This window comes from Pseudomonas sp. G2-4 (assembly GCF_030064125.1).
In the GTDB taxonomy this organism is placed as follows: domain Bacteria; phylum Pseudomonadota; class Gammaproteobacteria; order Pseudomonadales; family Pseudomonadaceae; genus Aquipseudomonas.
Map to the genome: position 1 here is coordinate 5,488,375 of NZ_CP125957.1, position 18,590 is coordinate 5,506,964.

18 protein-coding genes are annotated in these 18,590 nt (G+C 61.7%); 9 read left to right on the forward strand and 9 right to left on the reverse strand.

The window, feature by feature from the left end; genetic code table 11:
- Positions 1–397 precede the first annotated feature (397 nt).
- Entirely contained in the window at positions 398–820 is a 423-nt protein-coding gene (locus QNH97_RS24030) for a DUF4124 domain-containing protein (protein WP_502944433.1), read from the forward strand.
- 6 nt (positions 821–826) lie between these two features.
- On the opposite strand, the gene QNH97_RS24035 is transcribed toward QNH97_RS24030, so the two are convergent.
- From QNH97_RS24035 to mrcB, 3 genes are read right to left on the reverse strand one after another with little or no spacing between them, the layout of a single operon-like run.
- Positions 827–1,156, reverse strand: coding sequence for a YqcC family protein (locus QNH97_RS24035; RefSeq protein ID WP_283554209.1), 330 nt, complete (start codon positions 1,154–1,156; stop codon positions 827–829).
- On the reverse strand, positions 1,156–1,875 hold the full coding sequence (locus QNH97_RS24040) for a tetratricopeptide repeat protein (protein WP_283554210.1): 720 nt from the start codon (positions 1,873–1,875) through the stop codon (positions 1,156–1,158). The genes QNH97_RS24035 and QNH97_RS24040 overlap by 1 nt, the downstream gene beginning before the upstream one ends.
- 16 nt (positions 1,876–1,891) lie before the next feature.
- Positions 1,892–4,210, reverse strand: a complete 2,319-nt coding sequence (mrcB, locus tag QNH97_RS24045) for a penicillin-binding protein 1B (RefSeq protein ID WP_283554211.1) — start codon at positions 4,208–4,210, stop codon at positions 1,892–1,894.
- A 116-nt stretch (positions 4,211–4,326) separates the two neighbouring features.
- Between mrcB and QNH97_RS24050 the strand changes: the two genes are divergently transcribed.
- The 3 genes from QNH97_RS24050 (at position 4,327) to QNH97_RS24060 (ending at position 6,823) form a co-directional block, all read left to right on the forward strand.
- On the forward strand, positions 4,327–5,883 hold the full coding sequence (locus QNH97_RS24050; RefSeq protein WP_283554212.1) for a bifunctional aminoglycoside phosphotransferase/ATP-binding protein: 1,557 nt from the start codon (positions 4,327–4,329) through the stop codon (positions 5,881–5,883).
- A gap of 91 nt (positions 5,884–5,974) precedes the next feature.
- The gene (locus QNH97_RS24055; RefSeq protein WP_283554213.1) at positions 5,975–6,316 is read left to right on the forward strand and encodes a pentapeptide repeat-containing protein; all 342 of its coding nucleotides are present in this window, start codon (positions 5,975–5,977) and stop codon (positions 6,314–6,316) included.
- Positions 6,317–6,550: 234 nt separating this feature from the next.
- Positions 6,551–6,823, forward strand: a complete 273-nt coding sequence (locus QNH97_RS24060; RefSeq protein ID WP_283554214.1) for a TfoX/Sxy family protein — start codon at positions 6,551–6,553, stop codon at positions 6,821–6,823.
- A 646-nt stretch (positions 6,824–7,469) separates the two neighbouring features.
- Here the strand turns inward: QNH97_RS24060 and QNH97_RS24065 are convergent.
- Genes QNH97_RS24065 through QNH97_RS24080 form a run of 4 tightly spaced genes read right to left on the reverse strand, consistent with a single transcriptional unit; the run spans position 7,470 to position 11,019 of the window.
- Positions 7,470–8,318, reverse strand: a complete 849-nt coding sequence (locus QNH97_RS24065; RefSeq protein WP_283554215.1) for a ChaN family lipoprotein — start codon at positions 8,316–8,318, stop codon at positions 7,470–7,472.
- A 21-nt stretch (positions 8,319–8,339) separates the two neighbouring features.
- Positions 8,340–9,107, reverse strand: coding sequence for a heme ABC transporter ATP-binding protein (locus QNH97_RS24070; RefSeq protein ID WP_283554216.1), 768 nt, complete (start codon positions 9,105–9,107; stop codon positions 8,340–8,342).
- Positions 9,107–10,090, reverse strand: a complete 984-nt coding sequence (locus QNH97_RS24075; protein ID WP_283557544.1) for a FecCD family ABC transporter permease — start codon at positions 10,088–10,090, stop codon at positions 9,107–9,109. Before QNH97_RS24075 ends, QNH97_RS24070 begins: the two co-directional genes overlap by 1 nt.
- 50 nt (positions 10,091–10,140) lie before the next feature.
- A complete protein-coding gene (locus tag QNH97_RS24080; RefSeq protein WP_283554217.1) occupies positions 10,141–11,019 on the reverse strand; it encodes a heme/hemin ABC transporter substrate-binding protein in 879 nt (292 codons plus the stop codon).
- A gap of 263 nt (positions 11,020–11,282) precedes the next feature.
- On the opposite strand from QNH97_RS24080, the gene QNH97_RS24085 reads away from it, so the two are divergent.
- Positions 11,283–11,600, forward strand: coding sequence for a Rieske (2Fe-2S) protein (locus tag QNH97_RS24085; RefSeq protein WP_283554218.1), 318 nt, complete (start codon positions 11,283–11,285; stop codon positions 11,598–11,600).
- On the opposite strand, the gene sfsA is transcribed toward QNH97_RS24085, so the two are convergent.
- Positions 11,556–12,311 carry a DNA/RNA nuclease SfsA gene (gene sfsA / locus QNH97_RS24090; protein WP_283554219.1) on the reverse strand — a complete coding sequence of 252 codons (756 nt, stop codon included), beginning with the start codon at positions 12,309–12,311 and terminating at the stop codon, positions 11,556–11,558. The two genes, QNH97_RS24085 and sfsA, sit on opposite strands and share 45 nt — an antisense overlap.
- On the reverse strand, positions 12,311–13,483 hold the full coding sequence (locus QNH97_RS24095) for a pyridoxal phosphate-dependent aminotransferase (protein ID WP_283554220.1): 1,173 nt from the start codon (positions 13,481–13,483) through the stop codon (positions 12,311–12,313). Before QNH97_RS24095 ends, sfsA begins: the two co-directional genes overlap by 1 nt.
- Before the next feature lie 351 nt (positions 13,484–13,834).
- Here QNH97_RS24095 and dksA point away from each other — a divergent pair, with 351 nt between their 5' ends.
- The 4 genes from dksA (at position 13,835) to QNH97_RS24115 (ending at position 18,590) form a co-directional block, all read left to right on the forward strand.
- Complete coding sequence (dksA, locus tag QNH97_RS24100; protein WP_018609331.1) at positions 13,835–14,278, forward strand: RNA polymerase-binding protein DksA; 444 nt, start codon at positions 13,835–13,837, stop codon at positions 14,276–14,278.
- Positions 14,279–14,507: 229 nt separating this feature from the next.
- The gene (gene gluQRS / locus QNH97_RS24105; protein ID WP_283554221.1) at positions 14,508–15,398 is read left to right on the forward strand and encodes a tRNA glutamyl-Q(34) synthetase GluQRS; all 891 of its coding nucleotides are present in this window, start codon (positions 14,508–14,510) and stop codon (positions 15,396–15,398) included.
- Positions 15,399–15,475: 77 nt separating this feature from the next.
- Positions 15,476–15,652 carry a hypothetical protein gene (locus QNH97_RS24110; protein WP_003176118.1) on the forward strand — a complete coding sequence of 59 codons (177 nt, stop codon included), beginning with the start codon at positions 15,476–15,478 and terminating at the stop codon, positions 15,650–15,652.
- A complete protein-coding gene (locus tag QNH97_RS24115) occupies positions 15,636–18,590 on the forward strand; it encodes a sensor histidine kinase (RefSeq protein WP_283554222.1) in 2,955 nt (984 codons plus the stop codon). Before QNH97_RS24110 ends, QNH97_RS24115 begins: the two co-directional genes overlap by 17 nt.

An 18,590-nucleotide genomic window follows, 5' to 3' on the forward strand; every position in this document is an offset into this window, starting at 1 on the left:
GTTCACCTCTAAAACGCCAGAATACCGACCCTCAAAAGGGGACGGGTCTTAATAGGTTTACTTCTCGGCAGAGCATGAGCGACGGTGGTCGCCGACTACGTCAGCACTGACTGAGCAAGTATTGGGATCGTCCCAAGTGTTGCGGGCCTTTCCCACCCAGCGCGAGGTAACGCGTTGCGGGTGTAACAGGTCGGCGCGGATGTGCACCTCATGATCTGCCGAGTGGGTCTGCTTCTGGCAGTCCCTCTACAGCGGACTTTGGATTCTTCTGTTTCGCCTTCTGCAAGTCAAGTCGTCAATGTGCTTTATTCGAACTAACCGCATGAGAACGCAAGAAAAAACCTTTAAACGGCAACTGTGTTAGCTTCAATTGCGCAACCCATGACAAGGAAACAGCATGCGAATGTTCTTCTTGACGGCCAGCCTGGTGGTTGGCCTGAGCCCGATGTGCATGGCCGGCCAGGTCTACAAATGGGTCGATGCCCAGGGGGTGACCCACTTCGGCTCCCAGCCGCCCCAAGGCGCGGAGGCGACGACCGTGATCAAATCCTCGCCGTCCGTCGCCAAACCGCCAGCGCCTCCTTCCGGCGGGGTCATTGGCGACCAGAAGGCGATCGACAAAGAGGTCAAGAAACAGATTGCCGAACAGGAAGCTCAGCTCAAGGCATTTTGCGAACAGGCCAGGACCAACCTGGCGCAGTTGCAAAACAACCCGAGGGTGCGCGAAGACGTAGAAGGGGAAATGCGCCGCCTCACTGACGAAGAGCGGCGCCAGCGCATCGAGGAAAACCGCAAGCAGATCGATGAGCACTGCCAGTAACGTCGATCAGCCGACGTTACTGATCATCCGATCGAACTGCGCCAACAGCCGCTGCAACTCCACGCCCTGCCCGGGCCGCTGGGCATAGACCATCTCAGCCATGGCGAGGATGCCCGAGGCGTTGGGCAGCGGCAGGTCATTCTCCAGGATGGCCTTCATTCGCGGCAGGAAAATCCATTGCAGCCATTGTTCGAAGTCCAGGGTGTCGACCGCGAACGGCTCGACACTGGCCAGCGCTTCGGCCGAAGGCGAAACACTGCTCCACCAGCCCTGGACCCGCAGTTCCCGCTCGATCAGCAGCAACTGATCGGCAATCTGGGGAAAACGTGTATCCATCAGAGCGAAACCTTGGCCTTCTGACGGGCCAGTGCCGCGCCCGCGGAGTCGCCTTGTTTCTCACGGGCCTGGGCGATCAACTCCCACAGGCTGGCCTGAAGTGCCGGACGACCACTGCTGAAGGTCAGGCCACGACGGGCGAGTTGTTCCGCCTGCGGTGCATCGCCCTGGGCCATGCGCACCTGGGCCAGGCGATAAAGCACCTGCGGTTCGCGCGGTGCGACACGCTGGGCACGTTCCAGGCTGGAGGACGCACCATTGAGGTCACCCCCGGCCTGCTGCTGTTGCGCCGTGGTGAGCAGGGCCAGCACCGGACCGTCCAACTGCTCGTCGGCGGACAAACCGCCCGAACGGGTGGACGGAATGCTGCTCGGCGTCGAAGGCATGCTGTAGCTGCCCTGATCGATCGGCGAGGTCTCGATAGGGCCCGGCGTGATCGGACCTGGTGTGATCGGCGCGCTGCTGATCGGCGCCGAAGTCACGGCTCCGCCACCCGGCACCATCACCACGACACCGGTGTCGCCCTGGGGAATCGCCTGGGGCTGGCCCTGCACCGGCCGCTTCACGGTCGTTTGCCGGAAACCGCCGTTGGCCGAAACCCGCTCACTGTTGGAAACCGCCGTGCCGGAGTCGACCACTGGAATCGAGCCGCGCTGAACGGTAGAGCAACCACTGAGCAAAGCCACGGCCGTTACCGCTGGAATCAACCACTTGTTCACTTGAAACCCTCTTTGCTTAATTCATCCAGTCCTTGACCCAATCCATCACCGACTCGGCGGGATTCGTGCCGCCACAGGCAGCACCGGGTGGCGGCTCGCTGCCGCGAATATACGGCATCTGTACGGCGCCCGGGCAATTGGCATCGGAGCCTTGTCCGGTGCGCGAATCGACCCAGGCCTGAACGATGTTGTCCGGTTGCGGCATGTCCAGCGGTAAAGGGTCGGCCTTGCGCATGAAACTGGTCCAGACCTGCAACGCGCCGGTGGCACCGGTGAACGGGGTCTTGCCGTTGTCATCACGGCCGAGCCAGACCACGGCCAGCAGATCCTGGCTGAAACCGGCGAACCAACTGTCACGCGAGTCGTTACTGGTACCGGTCTTGCCCGCCAGATTCAGGGTCCGGGGCAACACGTTATAAACCGAACTGCCGGTGCCTTCACGCATGACCCGCTGCATGGCGCTCTGGATCAGATAAATAGACGCCGGATCAAAACGCTGCTGGATCTGGAACGGATAACGCTTGAGCGGTTCACCATCGGCGGTCAGCACACTGCGGATCCCGCGCATCGGCGTATTGAAACCACCGTTGGCCAGCGTCTGGTACATGGCGGCCACCTCGATTGGCGTCAGGCCACCGGCCCCCAGCAGCATCGACGGGAATGCCGGGAATTCGCGGCTGACCCCCAGGCGCGCCAGGGTCTTGAGTACGTTCGGCACGCCGACTTCCAGCCCGAGGCGAGCCGTCGAGAGGTTGTAGGAGTGCGCCAGCCCCTGGTACAGGAATACCGTGCCGTGGGAGCGGCGATCATAGTTCTGTGGCTTCCAGACTTGGCCGTCCGCGCCCTTGACCGAGAACGTCTCGTCCGACAGCCAACTGGTCAGCGTGTACTGGCTCGGTTTCTCCAGCGCAGTGAGGTACACCGCCGGCTTGATCAGGGAGCCAATCGGGCGGACCGCATCCAGCGCCCGGTTGAAACCGGCGAAACTGGCTTGGCGACTGCCGATCATGGCCTGGACTTCGCCGGTTTCCGGGTTGGTCACCACCATGGCGGCTTCGACTTCCTCGGCGCCCTTGCGTCCGCCAAGACGCTTGAAGGTGTCCTCGACCGACGCTTCGGCCTTCATCTGCAGGATCGGGTCGAAACTGGTGAAGATCCGCAGACCTTCTTCGGTCAAGTCTTCGTCACGGTAATCTTGACGCAATTGGCGCTTGACCAGGTCCATGAAACCGGGGAACGAGCTGTCCGCCAGGCTGCCGCGCTTGGTCACGCCCAGTGGCATTTTCTTTGCCGCTTCGACTTGCTCGGCCGTCGCCACGCCTTGTTGTTGCAGCAGGTCGAGTACCAGGTTGCGCCGCTCGAGGGCACGTTCCGGATTGCGCCGCGGGTTGTAGGAAGACGGCCCCTTGACCATGCCCACCAACAACGCCACCTGATGCAGCTTGAGCTCGGACAACGGCTGGCTGAAGAAGAACTGGCTGGCGAGGCCGAAACCGTGCACCGCCCGCTGGCCGTCCTGGCCGACAAATACCTCGTTGAGATAAGCCTCCAGAATCTCCTGCTTGTCGTAATGCAATTCCAACAGCAGCGCCATCATGGCTTCGGTGAGCTTGCGGCTGAGGCTGCGTTCGTTGGTCAGGTAGAAGTTCTTGACCAACTGTTGGGTCAGGGTACTGCCGCCCTGGCGCATATGACCCGAGGACGTGTTGACCCAGATGGCCCGGGCAATCGACTTGGGCGAGACGCCGAAGTGATGATAGAAGTCGCGGTCTTCGACGGCGATCAGCGTATCGAGCAGGAACGGCGGCACCTGGTCGATCTTGATCAGGATCCGGTCCTCAAGGTTCTTGGGGTACAGGCCGCCAATCAACAGCGGTTCGAGCCGTACCACCGACAGGCTGGCGTTGTTGGCACCGGTCAGTGCCGCCACATAGTCGCCGGAAAAACGCACCCGCACCGGTTGTGCCTGCTCCACGCCCTCGTAGAACTGGAAACCGCGGGTATTGAGGTCGACGGTATTGCCATTGACCGACGCCGCGCCCGGGCCATTGGCCACGCTTTCACGGCGATAGCCCAAGGCATCGAGTTCGGTCAGGAAATCACCCTTGCTCAGTTTTTGTCCGACGAACAGCTCCAACGGTCGAGCATAGACCTTGGCCGGAATGGTCCAGCGCTTGCCGGAGAACTTCTCCTGGACCACGGCATCGAGGTAGACCGCGAAACCGGCGAGCACGACGAGGCCAACCAGGCTGAGTTTAAGGGCCCAGCCCAGCCAGGGCCGCAGGCGGCTGGCGGGTGGTTTCTTGGGGGTACGGGAGGATCGGGTACGAGTCATGGCGGCGGATTATACGCACTTTGCGGCGGTTCAACATGAGGCCGACGAGGTTTGCGTTAGCGCGGCTTGCCGCCATAATGACGGCCTTGAATTTTCCAGACTCTGAAGGACCGCCCGTGAGCCAATCCCTGATCGCTGCCCTGCAAAACCCGGCCCTCTACCCGCATCCCGTCGAAGGGTTCCAGGTCATCGAAACCCACATCTCCTGGGTGTTGCTCACCGGGCCCTACGCCTACAAATTCAAAAAACCAGTCAATTTTGGCTTCCTCGATTTCACCAGCCTGGAGGCGCGCCAGCATTTCTGTGCGGAAGAGTTGCGCCTGAACCAGCGCCTCACCCAGGACCTGTACCTGGAAGTCCTGCCGATTACCGGCAGCGTCGAAGCGCCGCAATTGGGCGGCGACGGCCCCGCCATCGAATACGCGCTGAAGATGCGTCAGTTCCCGCAAAGCCAACTGCTCAGCACCTTGCAAGCCAACGGCGAACTGACCACCGCGCACATCGACGAGATGGCCGCGCAGATCGCTCAATTTCACCTGAGCACGCCGAAGGTGCCCGCAGAAAATGCCGCCGGCACCCCGGACAGCGTGATGGCGCCCGTGCTGCAGAACTTCGAACAGATTCGTCCGTTCCTCAGCGACAAGGCTGACCTGCTACAACTCGAAGCGCTGCAAGCCTGGGCCGAAAGCAGCTTCGAACGCCTCAAGCCGCTGCTCACCGAGCGCAAGACCGAAGGCTTCATCCGTGAATGCCATGGCGATATCCACCTGGGCAACATCACATTGATCGACGGCAACGTGGTGATTTTCGACTGCATCGAGTTCAACGAGCCGTTCCGCTTCACCGACGTCTACGCCGACACGGCGTTCCTGGCGATGGACCTGGAAGACCGTGGCCTCAAGTCGCTGGCGCGGCGATTTGTCAGCCAATACCTGGAGTTGACCGGCGACTACCAGGGACTGGAACTGCTGAACTTCTATAAAGCCTACCGCGCCCTGGTCCGTGCCAAGGTCGCGCTGTTCAGCATGCCAGCCGAAGCCGATCCGGTGCAGCGCGCCACCACCCTTCGCCAATACCGCAACTATGCCAACCTGGCCGAAAGCTACAGCACCATCCCGTCTTGTTTCCTGGCCATTACCCACGGCGTTTCGGCCGTTGGCAAAAGCCACGTCGCCATGCGCCTGGTGGAAGCGCTGGGGGCGATTCGCTTGCGTTCGGACGTGGAGCGCAAGCGCCTGTTCGGTGAGCAACCAGTACCCAACGACCCACAGGCTGGCATCTATAGCAGCGACGCCAGCAGCGCCACCTATGCCCGCCTGCATGAGATCGCCGACGTGATCCTGCGCGCCGGTTTCCCGGTGGTGGTCGATGCCACTTACCTCAAGTGCGATCAGCGCGACGCAGCAGCGAAAGTCGCCGAAGCCACTGGCGCTCCGTTCCTGATCCTTGACTGCAATGCGCCGCAAGCCGTCATCGAAAGCCGGCTGGCGCAGCGTCAGGCCGACCAGAAAGATCCTTCAGACGCGAACCTGGCCGTCATCGCAGCACAACAAACCAATCGTGAAGCCCTCACCCCGACGGAAATTCTCTGCAGCAAACGGGTCCAAACCAACGAAAGCGGCACACTCGATGTTGTGGTCGCACAGATCCGTCAGCGCCTGCCAGGTCTGTAAGTAACTATTTCGGTCGTGAGGCGATACCCGGCTTCACGGCCGCCAAATAGTGGCACTATACTGGCGTCATAAAACCAACAGGTGATATGAAATGAGCCAACCCAAGCTTCTCAATACCCCGCTTTATGCCTTGTTGCGCAAAGACGATGTTGCAGGTTTCAACAGCGAACGCCCTCAAGGTCCGGTCGACATGCGTGGCGGTGATTTTCGCGGCCTTGATCTGCGGGAACTGAACGCAGACAACATTGACTTCAGCGATGCTTATTTCCGTTCCGCCGATCTGCGCGGCATTGATTTTCGCAAATCGTCGCTGGAAGGCGCGAGCCTGGCCCATGCGCAAATCTCCGGCGCCTACTTCCCGCCTGAGTTGTCTGCCGACGAAATCCTGATGTCGATGAATTTCGGCACCCGGTTGCGTTACCGTACCCGCTGACACTGTGGAAACCGGGTAGGCCGATACACGCGGCAGACCTCCACAGACCGGACTGAGCTCCAGCGCCCCCGCTCGCGCTGGACGATGCACCTTGCTGCGCCTTCCACTCCATCGTGCGTAATGCATTAGAAGCTTTTGCGTTGAATCCCACCAAAGAATCACGCTTTTCCTACTGACCGCTACACTGCTCAGAAGCTTGCCCAACGCACCAGTCGGCCGTCGCAAGGAGGCTCGATGAATGATGAACTGCAACACCTGAAGAATCTGGGCAAGACATCCGCCCAGTGGCTGCATGCCGTGGGCATTCATAGCGCCTCGGATTTACGCCGGCTTGGCGCGGTGGATGCCTATCGGGCCGTGCGCACTCGCGGCTTCCGGGCTTCCAAGGTGTTGTTGTATGCCATTGAAGGCGCGTTGATGGATGTTCATTGGAACGACATTCCTGCCGAGCGCAAGGAAGCCCTTAATCAGCAGTTGGATGCTATTTCTACGCGTCATAAGGTCTGATTTTCTTCTTTGTCTTTCGATGGGTGCTGTGATTGATCGGGTTGTTTTGGCGATTTGGAAAAACAATGTTTGACATGGTAATGAGAATCGCTATGATTAGCGCATCCGGTCGCGAGACTGGTCGATATTTGAACAGCCCTTGGTTCGGACTCTCAGATATCTCCTCATCAGGCTAATCACGGTTATTTGACCCGGCTCTTGCCGGGTCTTTTTTTGTCTGCACAAAAGCCCCCTCTACGGGGCTACTCGCGAGATTCGGAGACCGTGTGAATATCCGTTTCTGGGGTAATGGCTGCTTAGGGTTCCGCCCTGACGGCGGGTCACTTTCGAAAAGCGCGAAAGTAACCAAAGCGCTTTGCCCCACCACTTGGTGCCTCGCCTAGGCTCGGCATGCCCTCACTCCGGCATTGCTCCGTGGGCCGCCGCGAAGGACCATCCATGGTCCAGCGCGGCTAACCCGGCATCCATGCCGGGTTGCCCACTGCGCAATGCCTGCGTTCGGCCAGCGTGGTTAATGGGGCGCCGAGATCAACGTCCACAGCAAAAGCAAAAGCAAAAGCGGCTTTTCGGCGAATTGGTTCGCGGAAAAGTGTCCACTATGTCCCCGCACAGTCGTCAACCCTGTGTCCGGTCCGTACAAGCGGCTTCAACCCTTCATGTTCTCCCGCATCTGCGCGCAGTAATCCTGAGGTGGTGTGGCGGGGGTGTACCACACGTAATCGGCCATGGCTGATGTCACGTCGCTGCCCTCCTCGGCCAGCATCAGGACTATGGGTGCTTCGTCAGCGCCGAGGTCCAGCGTGTGCAGCGGTACCGCGACGTCCTTGCGTCCATGCCAGGCGCCGGCCAATAGCAATGCGGGCGTCGGTGCGCTCAGTAGACGTTCAGCCATGCGCCGGTCACGCTGTTGTTGGACGGCCAGCATCGCCGGCATTTGTGATTCCGGCAGCAGGCCGCAGTGGGATTCGCGGATCTGTCCCAGGAGCGCGTCCTTTACAGCCTCCGCATTGGCGCGGGTGCCGTTCAAGTCCGGCGCTTGGCGATAGAAGCGTTGGATCTCGGCGGCATCCAGATTGGCGGCCAGCAAAGGATAATGTTGCGCCAGGGCGAACTCGACGACGGGCCCATACAGGCTCCAGTCCCAGCCCGGCGACCAATCCAATGCCCCAGGCAGATCCTTTGGCAAGGCGGGTAACCGGCGGACTGCGTCCACTCGCGGCTGTTGGGATGGCGTCAGCATTTCCAGCAACAAGCTGCCTTGATCCCGCTGCCCAGCCAAGGCTTGGAGCAGCCATAGCTGCAAGGCGTGGTGATCTCGATTGTCGTGCTGCTCGCCCACCACCACCCGGGGTGCTTTCGCCAGGCGTTCGGTCAGTGCTTGGGGCGTCAGGGCCTGGCCAGTGTGCATATCTCGGATCTGCCCGTCGACCGGGGGCGGCGTGAGGCTCTGACACGCCGTCAATAGAGTCAATGCCAGCATCAGGATCAGGCGCACGTCTATATCCTCAAGGAACCCTCAGCGGGCGATGATCAATGGATGCCCGCGTTCCGGATGGGGTTGCACCAGCACCTCCAGGCCAAACACCGCTTTGAGCGGCTCCGGGCGCAGCACTTGCTGGGGGGTATCCAGGGCGACCGGTCGGCCGGACGCGAGCAGCAACAGGCGATCACAGTAACGCGCCGCCAGGTTCAGGTCATGCAGGATCACCAGCACGGCAGCGCCGCGATCGGCGAATTCACGCACCGCCTGCAGGATGGTGTGCTGATGCAGGGGATCAAGCATTGAGGTTGGCTCATCCAGCAACAAGGTCTGCCCCGGCTCTCCCGGCCACAGTTGCGCGAGCACCCGCGCCAGATGCACGCGCTGGCGTTCGCCACCCGATAAGGCCAGGTAACTCCGCCCGTGCAGATGCGTCGCGTCTGCGATTTGCAACGCCGACGCGACGATTTGCTCATCGCGCACTCGACCACTTTGATGAGGCAGGCGCCCCATGCCGACCACCTCCTCGACGCGGAAGGCAAAATCCAGGGTCGAAGACTGTGGCAACACCGCCAGGCGACGGGCGCGCTCGGCACCGTTCCACTGCGCCAGCGGCCGATCATCGAGCCAAACCTCTCCCCGGGCCGGGCGCAATTCGCCGCACAGGCCCGCCAGCAAGGTACTTTTACCGGCGCCATTGGGCCCGAGCACCCCAAGCACTTCGCCGGGTTGAAGCACAAGGTCGACATCCGCCAGCACGGTTTTTCGGCCACGGTGAATGTGCAGGTTCTGCGCTCGCAACATCAGGCGCGCCCTCGCAGCAACAGATAGAGAAAGAAGGGCGCCCCGATAAATGCCGTGATGATGCCGATCGGCAACTCCGCCGGCGCCAATGCCAGGCGCGCCACCAAGTCGGCGAACAGCAGCAGGCTCGCCCCCGCCAGCACTGAAGCCGGCAGCAGGACGCGATGGTCGGGGCCCGCCACCAGCCGCACCAGATGGGGCACCACCAGCCCGACAAAACCGATCATGCCCGCTGCCGCCACCGCCGCGCCCACGCCCAAGGCCGTGCAGAGCACCAGCTCACGCTTGAGGCCTTCGACGTCGACGCCCAGGTGGGCCGCCTCGGATTCACCCAACAACAATGCATTGAGCGCCCGGCCCCGACGTGGCAACCACAGTGCTACCCCGGCGCTGACCAGCAACAGCGGCCACAACCGCGCGTAGCTGGCGCCGTTAAGACTGCCCAGGTTCCAGAACGTCAGGGTGCGCAAGGTTGCGTCGTCCGCCAGGTAAGTGAGCAGCCCAACGGCCGAACCGGACAACGCGGTCAGGGCAATACCGGCCAGGAGCATGGTCGCGACGTGGGTCTGGCCGTTGCGTCGACCGAGGCGATAGACCAACGCCGCGACCCCGAGCCCACCGAGAAATGCACACAACGACAACACGTAGGGACCAAAGGCCTCGGGCAATCCACCCAGCGCCGAACCACCGACAATGGCGAAGGCCGCACCCAGCGCCGCGCCGGCGGAAACCCCCACCAATCCCGGATCAGCCAGGGGATTGCGGAACAGCCCCTGCATCGCCACACCGGACAACGCCAATACCCCGCCCGCCGCTAGCCCCAGCAAGGTGCGCGGCAAACGGATCTGGCCGAGGATCAGTTCGGCCTGCTCCAGGCCATCGGCGGCCACCGGCAAACCCAACAGGCGCAACGCGGCGCGCAGGGTATCGAACAACGGCAAGCTTACCGGCCCCAGGGCCAGGGACAGCCAGATCGCCAGCAGACACAGCAGACTCAGGCCGATGAACAGGGTGCGTGGCTTGACCGACCGAGTCATGGCGCCTTGGCCGACGGGGTCGGATAGAACCCGGCCGTCAGTTCCGCCAGGCTTTGCGGCAACCGCGGACCCAAGCCACCTACCAGCAGCGTCGGGTCGAGTTCGATGACACGCCCAGCAGTGGCGGCCCGGGTCGATGAGAGGATCGGGTTTTCCTTGAACAATGCCGCGCGGGCTTCTTCACCGCTCAAGGCGCGGTCGGCGAAGACCAATACTTCGGGATTCAGGCTCGCCAGGGTCTCCTCGGAAAACGGCTTGTAACCGCTATGGGTCGCCAGGTTGTGACCGCCGGCCTGCTGCAACAGCCAGTCGGCGGCAGTGCCCTTGCCCGCGACCAATGACTTGCCGCCGGAGCTGCCCACCAACAGCAATACGCCGGGAGCCTTTTGTTTACGCCGGGCTTCGGTCACCCGGGCATTTTGCTCGGCGAGCTGTTTTTGATAGCGGTCAAACAACTGCGCCGCCTCGGCCTCGGCCCCCAGCAACTGCCCCAGGTGCCGTAAATTGCCCTGAAGGGTCGGCAGATCCGGTGTAGCCGAGAACAACTCAACCCGTACCCCGGCGCTACGGATTTGCGACAACACCGGCGGCGGCCCCATTTCTTCGGTGCCCACCAGGATCTGCGGCCGCAGGCTCAGCACGCCCTCCGCCGACAGCTGTCGCTGATAACCGATACTGGGCAGGGCCCGCAAGGATTCGGGATGCTGACTGGTGGTGTCCACGCCCACCAATTTCGACTCGCCACCCAAGGCACTGACCCATTCCGACAATGCGCCGCCGGCACTGACCCAGCGTTGTGGCAAATCGGCCGCAGTGGCCCCTTGGTTAGTCAGCAGTGCGACACAGAGCGCAACAACGCGGATATTCAGGCGCATCAGGCAGCTTCCTCAAAGAAGTTTTCCACAGGGTCGAGCATGGACCCGCCTGGCCAAGTATCCTCAGCCCCTGCGAAGGAGGCGCCATTTGATAATTGTTTTCATTTAGCCGTCAAGCATGAACCTTTAGCCACACGAAACCCTGTGGGAGCGAGCTTGCTCGCGATAGCGACGTGTCAGTCACCAAGATGTTGAATGTACCCTCGTCATCGCGAGCAAGCTCGCTCCCACAGTGGATTCACTCGACAAATATCGAGACACACATGAAGTTTCTTTGTACCGCCGACCAATTGCCCGACAACGGCAGTCGCGGCTTCGACATTGATGGACGCAAGGTACTGGCGGTGCGGCGCGCGGGCCAGGTCTATGCTTATTTCAACCGCTGTCCGCACCGCGGCGTGCCACTGGAATGGCAACCCGACCAGTTTCTCGACCCCAGCGCCAGCCTGATCCAGTGCGCCACCCATGGCGCACTGTTTCTGATCGAAAGCGGTGAGTGCGTGGCCGGCCCCTGCGCCGGTCAGTCCCTGGTGGCGTTAGACTGCCGGGAGGACGAGCAAGGCATCTGGGTGCAGTTGTAGCGGTTCGAGCAACACCGGCAGCGGACGATCCACCCACATCTGCTCGGGCGTCAGCGTGACCCCGTAGGCCAGCACCTCTACCCCCGCCGCCACCGCATCGCGCAAGGCAGCCGCGTACACCGGGTCGATTTCCTGCGCCGGGCGCACCGCTTCAATGCCGCTCAGGTTCACGCAATACAGCTGCACCGCCCGTACGCCCTCCCGGGCCAGACAGGCGAGTTCGCGCAGATGCTTGGCCCCGCGCAAGGTCACCGCATCGGGAAACGCCGCCACGTTCGTACCATCAAAACCCAGCGTGACGCTTTTGACTTCGACCCAGGCCGAACTGTTTTCGTAGTCCAGTCTGAAATCGATACGGCTGTTTTCCTGACCATAGGCCACCTCACGCTTGAGCCCGGTAAACCCGTTCAATTCGCTGATGACCCCGGCGCGCAGAGCCTCTTCGATCAAGGCATTGGCCCGTGCGGTATTGATGCAGGCGAGCCTTCCCTGCGGGGTTTCGCCGATTTCCCAAGTGCCGGGCAGCTTGCGCTTGGGGTCGCTGGAGCGACTGAACCAGACGCGTGCGCCTTCGGCCATGCAATTGAGCATCGAACCGGTGTTCGGGCAGTGAATGGTCAGCAACTCGCCATGAATGGTCTCGATATCGGCGAGAAAACGCTTGTAACGTCGAATCAGTCGACCTTCTTCCAAAGCAGGGAAAAAAAGCATCAGCCTTGCCAGCTCCGCAGTCCACGTTCGATGCGCTCCACCGCCTCCTGAAGCCGCGGCAGGCTCTGGGTGTAGGCAAAACGCACATGGTGGCCGGCCTGATGACGCCCGAAATCCAACCCCGGCGTGAAAGCCACGTGTTCGGTTTCCAGGAAGTGCTGGCAGAACGCAAAGGCGTCGCCGCCGAAGGCGCTGATATCGGCATAGAGGTAAAACGCCCCTTCCGGCTCTACCGCGATACCGAAGCCCAGATCACGCAGGGCCGGCAGCAGAAAGTCACGCCGCAGCGCGAACTCGGCCCGACGCTGCTCGAAGATCTCGATGGTGGCGGGTTCGAAACAGGCCAGGGCCGCGTATTGGGCCATGCTCGGCGCACTGATGTAGAGGTTCTGCGCGAGTTTTTCCAGCTCGCTAACGGCTGCCGAAGGAGCCACCAGCCAGCCCAGCCGCCAACCTGTCATCCCGAAATATTTGGAAAAACTGTTGAGGACAAAAGCATCGTCGTCGACTTCCAGCACGCTGGCGGCGTCGGTGCCGTAGGTCAAGCCGTGGTAGATCTCATCCACCACCAGATGGCCGTTGTGCCGTTTGATAGCCTTGGACAACTCGGCCAACTCGTCCCGGGTCAGGATTGTCCCGGTCGGGTTGGCCGGCGACGCCACCAACGCGCCGACGCTGTCGTGGTCCCAATGGCGGTCCACCAGATCCGGCGTCAACTGGTAACGCACGTCCGGACCCACTGGCACCAATTGCGCCGCGCCTTCCACCAACCGCAGGAAGTGCCGGTTGCACGGATAGCCCGGGTCGGCGAGCAGCCAATGCTTGCCCGGGTCCACCAGCAAAGCCGTGGCCAGCAGCAACGCGCCGGAGCCGCCCGGGGTGACCAGGATCCGTCGAGGATCGATGTCCACTCCGTAGCGCTGGGCGTAGAAACCGGCGATGGCTTCACGCAATTCGGGGATGCCGCGGGCAGCGGTATAGCGGGTCTTGCCCGCCGCCAGCGCCGCCTGGCCAGCCTGGATGATCGGCTCAGCCGTGGTGAAGTCCGGCTCGCCGATCTCCAGGTGAATGACGTCGTGCCCCGCAGCCTGCAATTCATTGGCACGGGCCAGCAGCGCCATCACATGGAAAGGTTCGATGGCGCGGCTACGCGCACTGTAGGGCTGAGCCATTAGCCTTCCTTCAGGTAAAAAAGAACCGATTCTACCCAACTCTCTACCCAAGTCAGAAACAACTGTGGGAACGAGGGCGAACCTGAAGCGGTCAGAGCCCTCGAATTTCTGGAAATGACTCCGGCGATTGGCCCAGGCTTGACTAGAATCAAGCATTGAGCAGGATTACATCTGCACCGAACCGAACCCGACCACGCTTTACAAAGCCCCGGCAGCCGCAGGCTCGACAACCGGGAGTAGCGCGGCCCGATTTGATCTGGTAAGTTCGCCCGCTTGCAGCCGCAGGGCCGGCAGGTGTCGGTGATGGAGCAATCCTGCGTAGTGGATTACAAGAGTAGAGGCGGTCCATTCATGCCCACCCAAGCAAAGCAGAATCAAAATCAGTCGCTCAGCGGGTTTGAGCCTTACGTCCCGCAAGCTGGCGAAGAGTACATGGGCGCCCCCATGCGCGCGCACTTCACCAAGATCCTGAATAAGTGGAAACAGGACTTGATGCAGGAAGTCGACCGCACCGTGGACCACATGAAAGACGACGCGGCCAACTTCCCTGACCCGGCCGACCGTGCCAGCCAGGAAGAAGAATTCAGCCTGGAACTGCGCGCCCGTGACCGTGAGCGCAAGCTCATCAAGAAAATCGACAAGACCTTGCAACTGATCGAAGACGAAGAATACGGTTGGTGCGAGTCCTGCGGCGTCGAGATCGGCGTCAAGCGACTGGAAGCACGTCCAACCGCGGACATGTGTGTCGACTGCAAGACCCTGGCGGAAATCAAGGAAAAACAGGTCGGCAAGTAATTGCCCGGGCTGTCACAAAAAAACGGAGCGTTCACACGCTCCGTTTTTTGTTTCTGAAACTTTCTCCAAGCCTGACAAAACCCTGTGGGAGCGAGCTTGCTCGCGATAGCGCTGGATCAGCCAGCATCCATGTGACTGACACCCCGCCATCGCGAGCAAGCTCGCTCCCACAGAGTGATCGCAGATAGATACATGTTCCTGCCAAACCGGACCTAGTAACATTCTTCCCATGACGCCCACCATCCCCTACCTCGGCCGCTTCGCCCCCACCCCCAGCGGCCACCTGCACTTCGGCTCGCTGGTCGCCGCGCTGGCGTCGTATCTGGACGCCCGGGCCGCAGGCGGACGCTGGCTGTTACGCATGGAAGACCTCGACCCGCCACGGGAGGAACCTGGCGCGCAAACAGCGATTCTCCGGGCGCTGGAAAGCTACGGGTTTGAATGGGACGGCGAGATGGTCCGCCAGAGCGAGCGCCATGAGGCCTACGACCAGGTCATCAACCGGCTGCTCAGCCAGGGCCTGGCCTACGCATGCACCTGCTCGCGCAAACAATTGGAGGCATACCAGGGCATTTACCCTGGATGGTGTCGCAACGCCGGGCATGGCACTGAAAACGCCGCCATCCGCCTGCGCGTTCCGGAGCTTGTGTACCACTTCACCGACCGGGTCCAAGGCGAGTTTCGCCAGCACCTGGGCCGCGAGGCCGGTGACTTTGTGATTCGCCGTCGTGACGGGCTCTACGCTTATCAACTGGCGGTGGTGCTGGACGACGCCTGGCAAGGGGTGACCGATATCGTGCGCGGGGCCGACCTGCTGGACTCCACGCCGCGCCAGCTGTACCTGCAAGAACTGCTCGAGCTGCCACAACCGCGTTACCTGCACGTACCGCTGATCACCCAGCCGGACGGGCACAAGCTGGGCAAGTCCTATCGCTCGCCACCGCTGGCGGCCGATCAGGCCACGCCGCTGCTGTTGCGGGCGTTGCGCGCGCTGGGCCAGCAACCGGGCTCAGAGCTGGCCGATGCCAGCCCACGGGAGCTGCTGGATTGGGGCGTTCGCCACTGGGATGCAGCCAAGATCCCGCGCACACTGAGCCTGCCCGAAGCGCAAATACGTTGACGGCCCTTGCAGCTTGGCGCCCATCCGTTACCATCGCCGCACGTTTTCGGGCACGTGCATAAATAAGAGAGGCCGGGATGTATATCTATCGCTTGGTCCTGCTCCTGGTAGTGGGGATTTACCTGTTCTCCCCGGCCATCATGGATTGGTGGATCGATGCCACGGGTGCCTGGTATCGGCCGTATCTGCTCTGGCTGATCCTGATTGTCGTGACCTTCATCCTGCAGAGCCAAAAAGATGCCGATGAGCTTTAGCCTGACCCAGATGATCCTGATCAGCGCAGCCTACCTGGCGGTGCTGTTCGGCGTGGCCTGGATCAGCGAACGAGGCATGATCCCCCGGGCGATCATCCGACACCCGCTGACCTACACCTTGTCGCTGGGCGTCTACGCCAGCGCCTGGGCGTTTTATGGCACGGTCGGGCTGGCCTATCAGTACGGCTATGGGTTCCTGTCCAGTTACCTCGGCGTGTCGGGCGCGTTCCTGCTGGCGCCGGTATTGCTCTACCCGATCCTGAAAATCACCCGCACCTACCAACTGTCATCCCTGGCCGACCTGTTCGCCTTTCGTTTCCGCAGCACCTGGGCCGGCGCGCTGACCACCATTTTCATGCTGGTCGGCGTATTGCCGTTGCTGGCCTTGCAAATCCAGGCCGTGGCCGACTCCATCAGCATCCTGACCCGAGAGCCCGTGCAGCACCGGGTGGCGCTGAGCTTCTGCGTGCTGATCATCCTCTTCACGATTTTCTTTGGTTCCCGGCACATTGCCACGCGGGAGAAACACGAAGGCCTGGTGTTTGCCATCGCCTTCGAATCAGTGATCAAACTGATCGCCATCGGCGGTGTCGGCCTCTATGCCCTGTACGGCGTGTTCGATGGCCCGCAACAGTTGGAAGTGTGGTTGCTGCAGAACCAGACCGCCCTCGCCGCCCTGCACACGCCCTTGCAGGAAGGCCCGTGGCGCACGCTGTTGCTGGTGTTCTTCGCCTCGGCGATCGTGATGCCGCACATGTACCACATGACCTTTACCGAAAACCTCAACCCGCGTTCGCTGGTCAGCGCGAGCTGGGGCCTGCCGCTGTTTTTGCTGCTGATGAGCCTGGCGGTGCCGCTGATCCTGTGGGCGGGCTTGAAACTGGGGGCCAGCACCAATCCGGAATACTTCACCCTGGGCATCGGCATCGCCGCCAACAGCAAGGCCTTGGCATTGCTGGCCTACATCGGTGGCCTGTCGGCGGCCAGCGGGCTGATCATCGTCACCACGCTGGCGCTGTCGGGCATGGCCCTCAACCATTTGGTGCTGCCGCTCTACCAGCCACCGGCCGAGGGCAATATCTATCGCTGGCTGAAGTGGACCCGTCGAGCATTAATCGTTGCCATCATCATGGCCGGCTACGGCTTCTATTTGATGCTGGGTGAAGGGCAGGACCTGGCCAACCTGGGCATCGTCGCCTTCGTCGCCACCCTGCAGTTCCTGCCCGGCGTGCTGTCGGTGCTGTATTGGCCGACCGCCAATCGTCGCGGCTTTATCGCCGGTCTGCTGGCTGGGATCCTGGTGTGGCTGGTCGCGATGCTGTTGCCACTGGTAGGCAACTTGCAGGGTTTCTATATTCCGCTGCTCAACATGATTTACGTGCTCGACGACACCAGTTGGCACATGGCAGCCATCGCCTCCCTGGCGGCAAACGTGCTGATGTTCACTCTGATTTCGCTCTTCACCAACGCCAGCAGCGAAGAGGCCAGCGCCGCCGAAGCCTGTGCGGTGGACAACGTCCGCCGTCCGCAACGCCGCGAATTGCACGCCGCCTCGCCCCAGGAGTTCGCCACGCAACTGGCCAAGCCCCTGGGGGCCAAGGCCGCACAAAAGGAAGTCGAACAGGCCCTGCGCGACCTTTATCTGCCCTTCGATGAACGCCGCCCCTACGCCTTGCGCCGTCTGCGGGACCGGATCGAAGCCAACCTGTCGGGCTTGATGGGCCCCAGCGTGGCCCAGGACATGGTCGAGACGTTCCTGCCCTACAAGGCCGGCGGCGAGAACTACGTCACCGAAGACATCCACTTCATCGAAAGCCGCCTCGAGGACTATCACTCGCGCCTCACGGGCCTTGCCGCCGAATTGGACGCCTTGCGCCGGTATCACCGCCAGACCCTGCAAGAGCTCCCGATGGGCGTGTGCTCCCTGGCCAAGGATCAGGAAATCCTGATGTGGAACAAGGCCATGGAAGAACTGACCGGCATCGCTGCCCAACGCGTGGTCGGTTCACGCCTGAGCACGTTGGGCGAGCCGTGGAAAGGCTTGCTGCAAGGCTTCATCGACCTGCCGGACGAACATCTGCATAAACAACACCTGGCCCTCGACGGCCAGACGCGCTGGTTGAACCTGCACAAGGCGGCGATCGACGAGCCTCTGGCGCCGGGTAACAGCGGCCTGGTGCTGCTGGTGGAAGACCTGACCGATACCCAAATGCTTGAAGACAAGTTGGTCCACTCCGAACGCCTGGCGAGCATCGGCCGACTGGCCGCCGGGGTGGCCCACGAGATCGGCAACCCGATCACCGGCATCGCCTGCCTGGCGCAGAACCTGCGCGAAGAGCGTGAGGATGACGGCGAACTGACGGAAATCAGTGGCCAGATCCTCGAACAGACCAAGCGTGTATCGCGCATCGTCCAGTCGCTGATGAGCTTCGCCCATGCAGGCGGCCACCAACATAACGATGAGCCCGTCTGTCTGGCCGAAGTCGCCCAGGATGCCATTGGTCTGCTAGCACTCAACCGGCGCAACTTCGAAGTGCAATTCTTCAATCTGTGCGATCCGGATCACTGGGTCGACGGCGATCCCCAACGGCTCGCCCAGGTGTTGATCAACCTACTCTCCAACGCCCGGGACGCCTCACCGGCGGGCAGCGCGGTGCGGGTCAAGAGCGAAGCCAGCGAACACACGATCGACCTGATCGTCGAAGACGAAGGCAGCGGTATCCCACAGAACATCATGGACCGATTGTTCGAACCTTTCTTCACCACCAAGGATCCTGGCGAAGGCACCGGTCTGGGCCTCGCACTGGTCTATTCCATCGTTGAAGAGCATTATGGACAAATCACCATCGACAGCCCGGCCGATGTACAAAGCCAACGCGGCACCCGTATCCGGGTAACCTTGCCGCGTCATGTCGAAGCGACGTCCGCTGTGAACTGA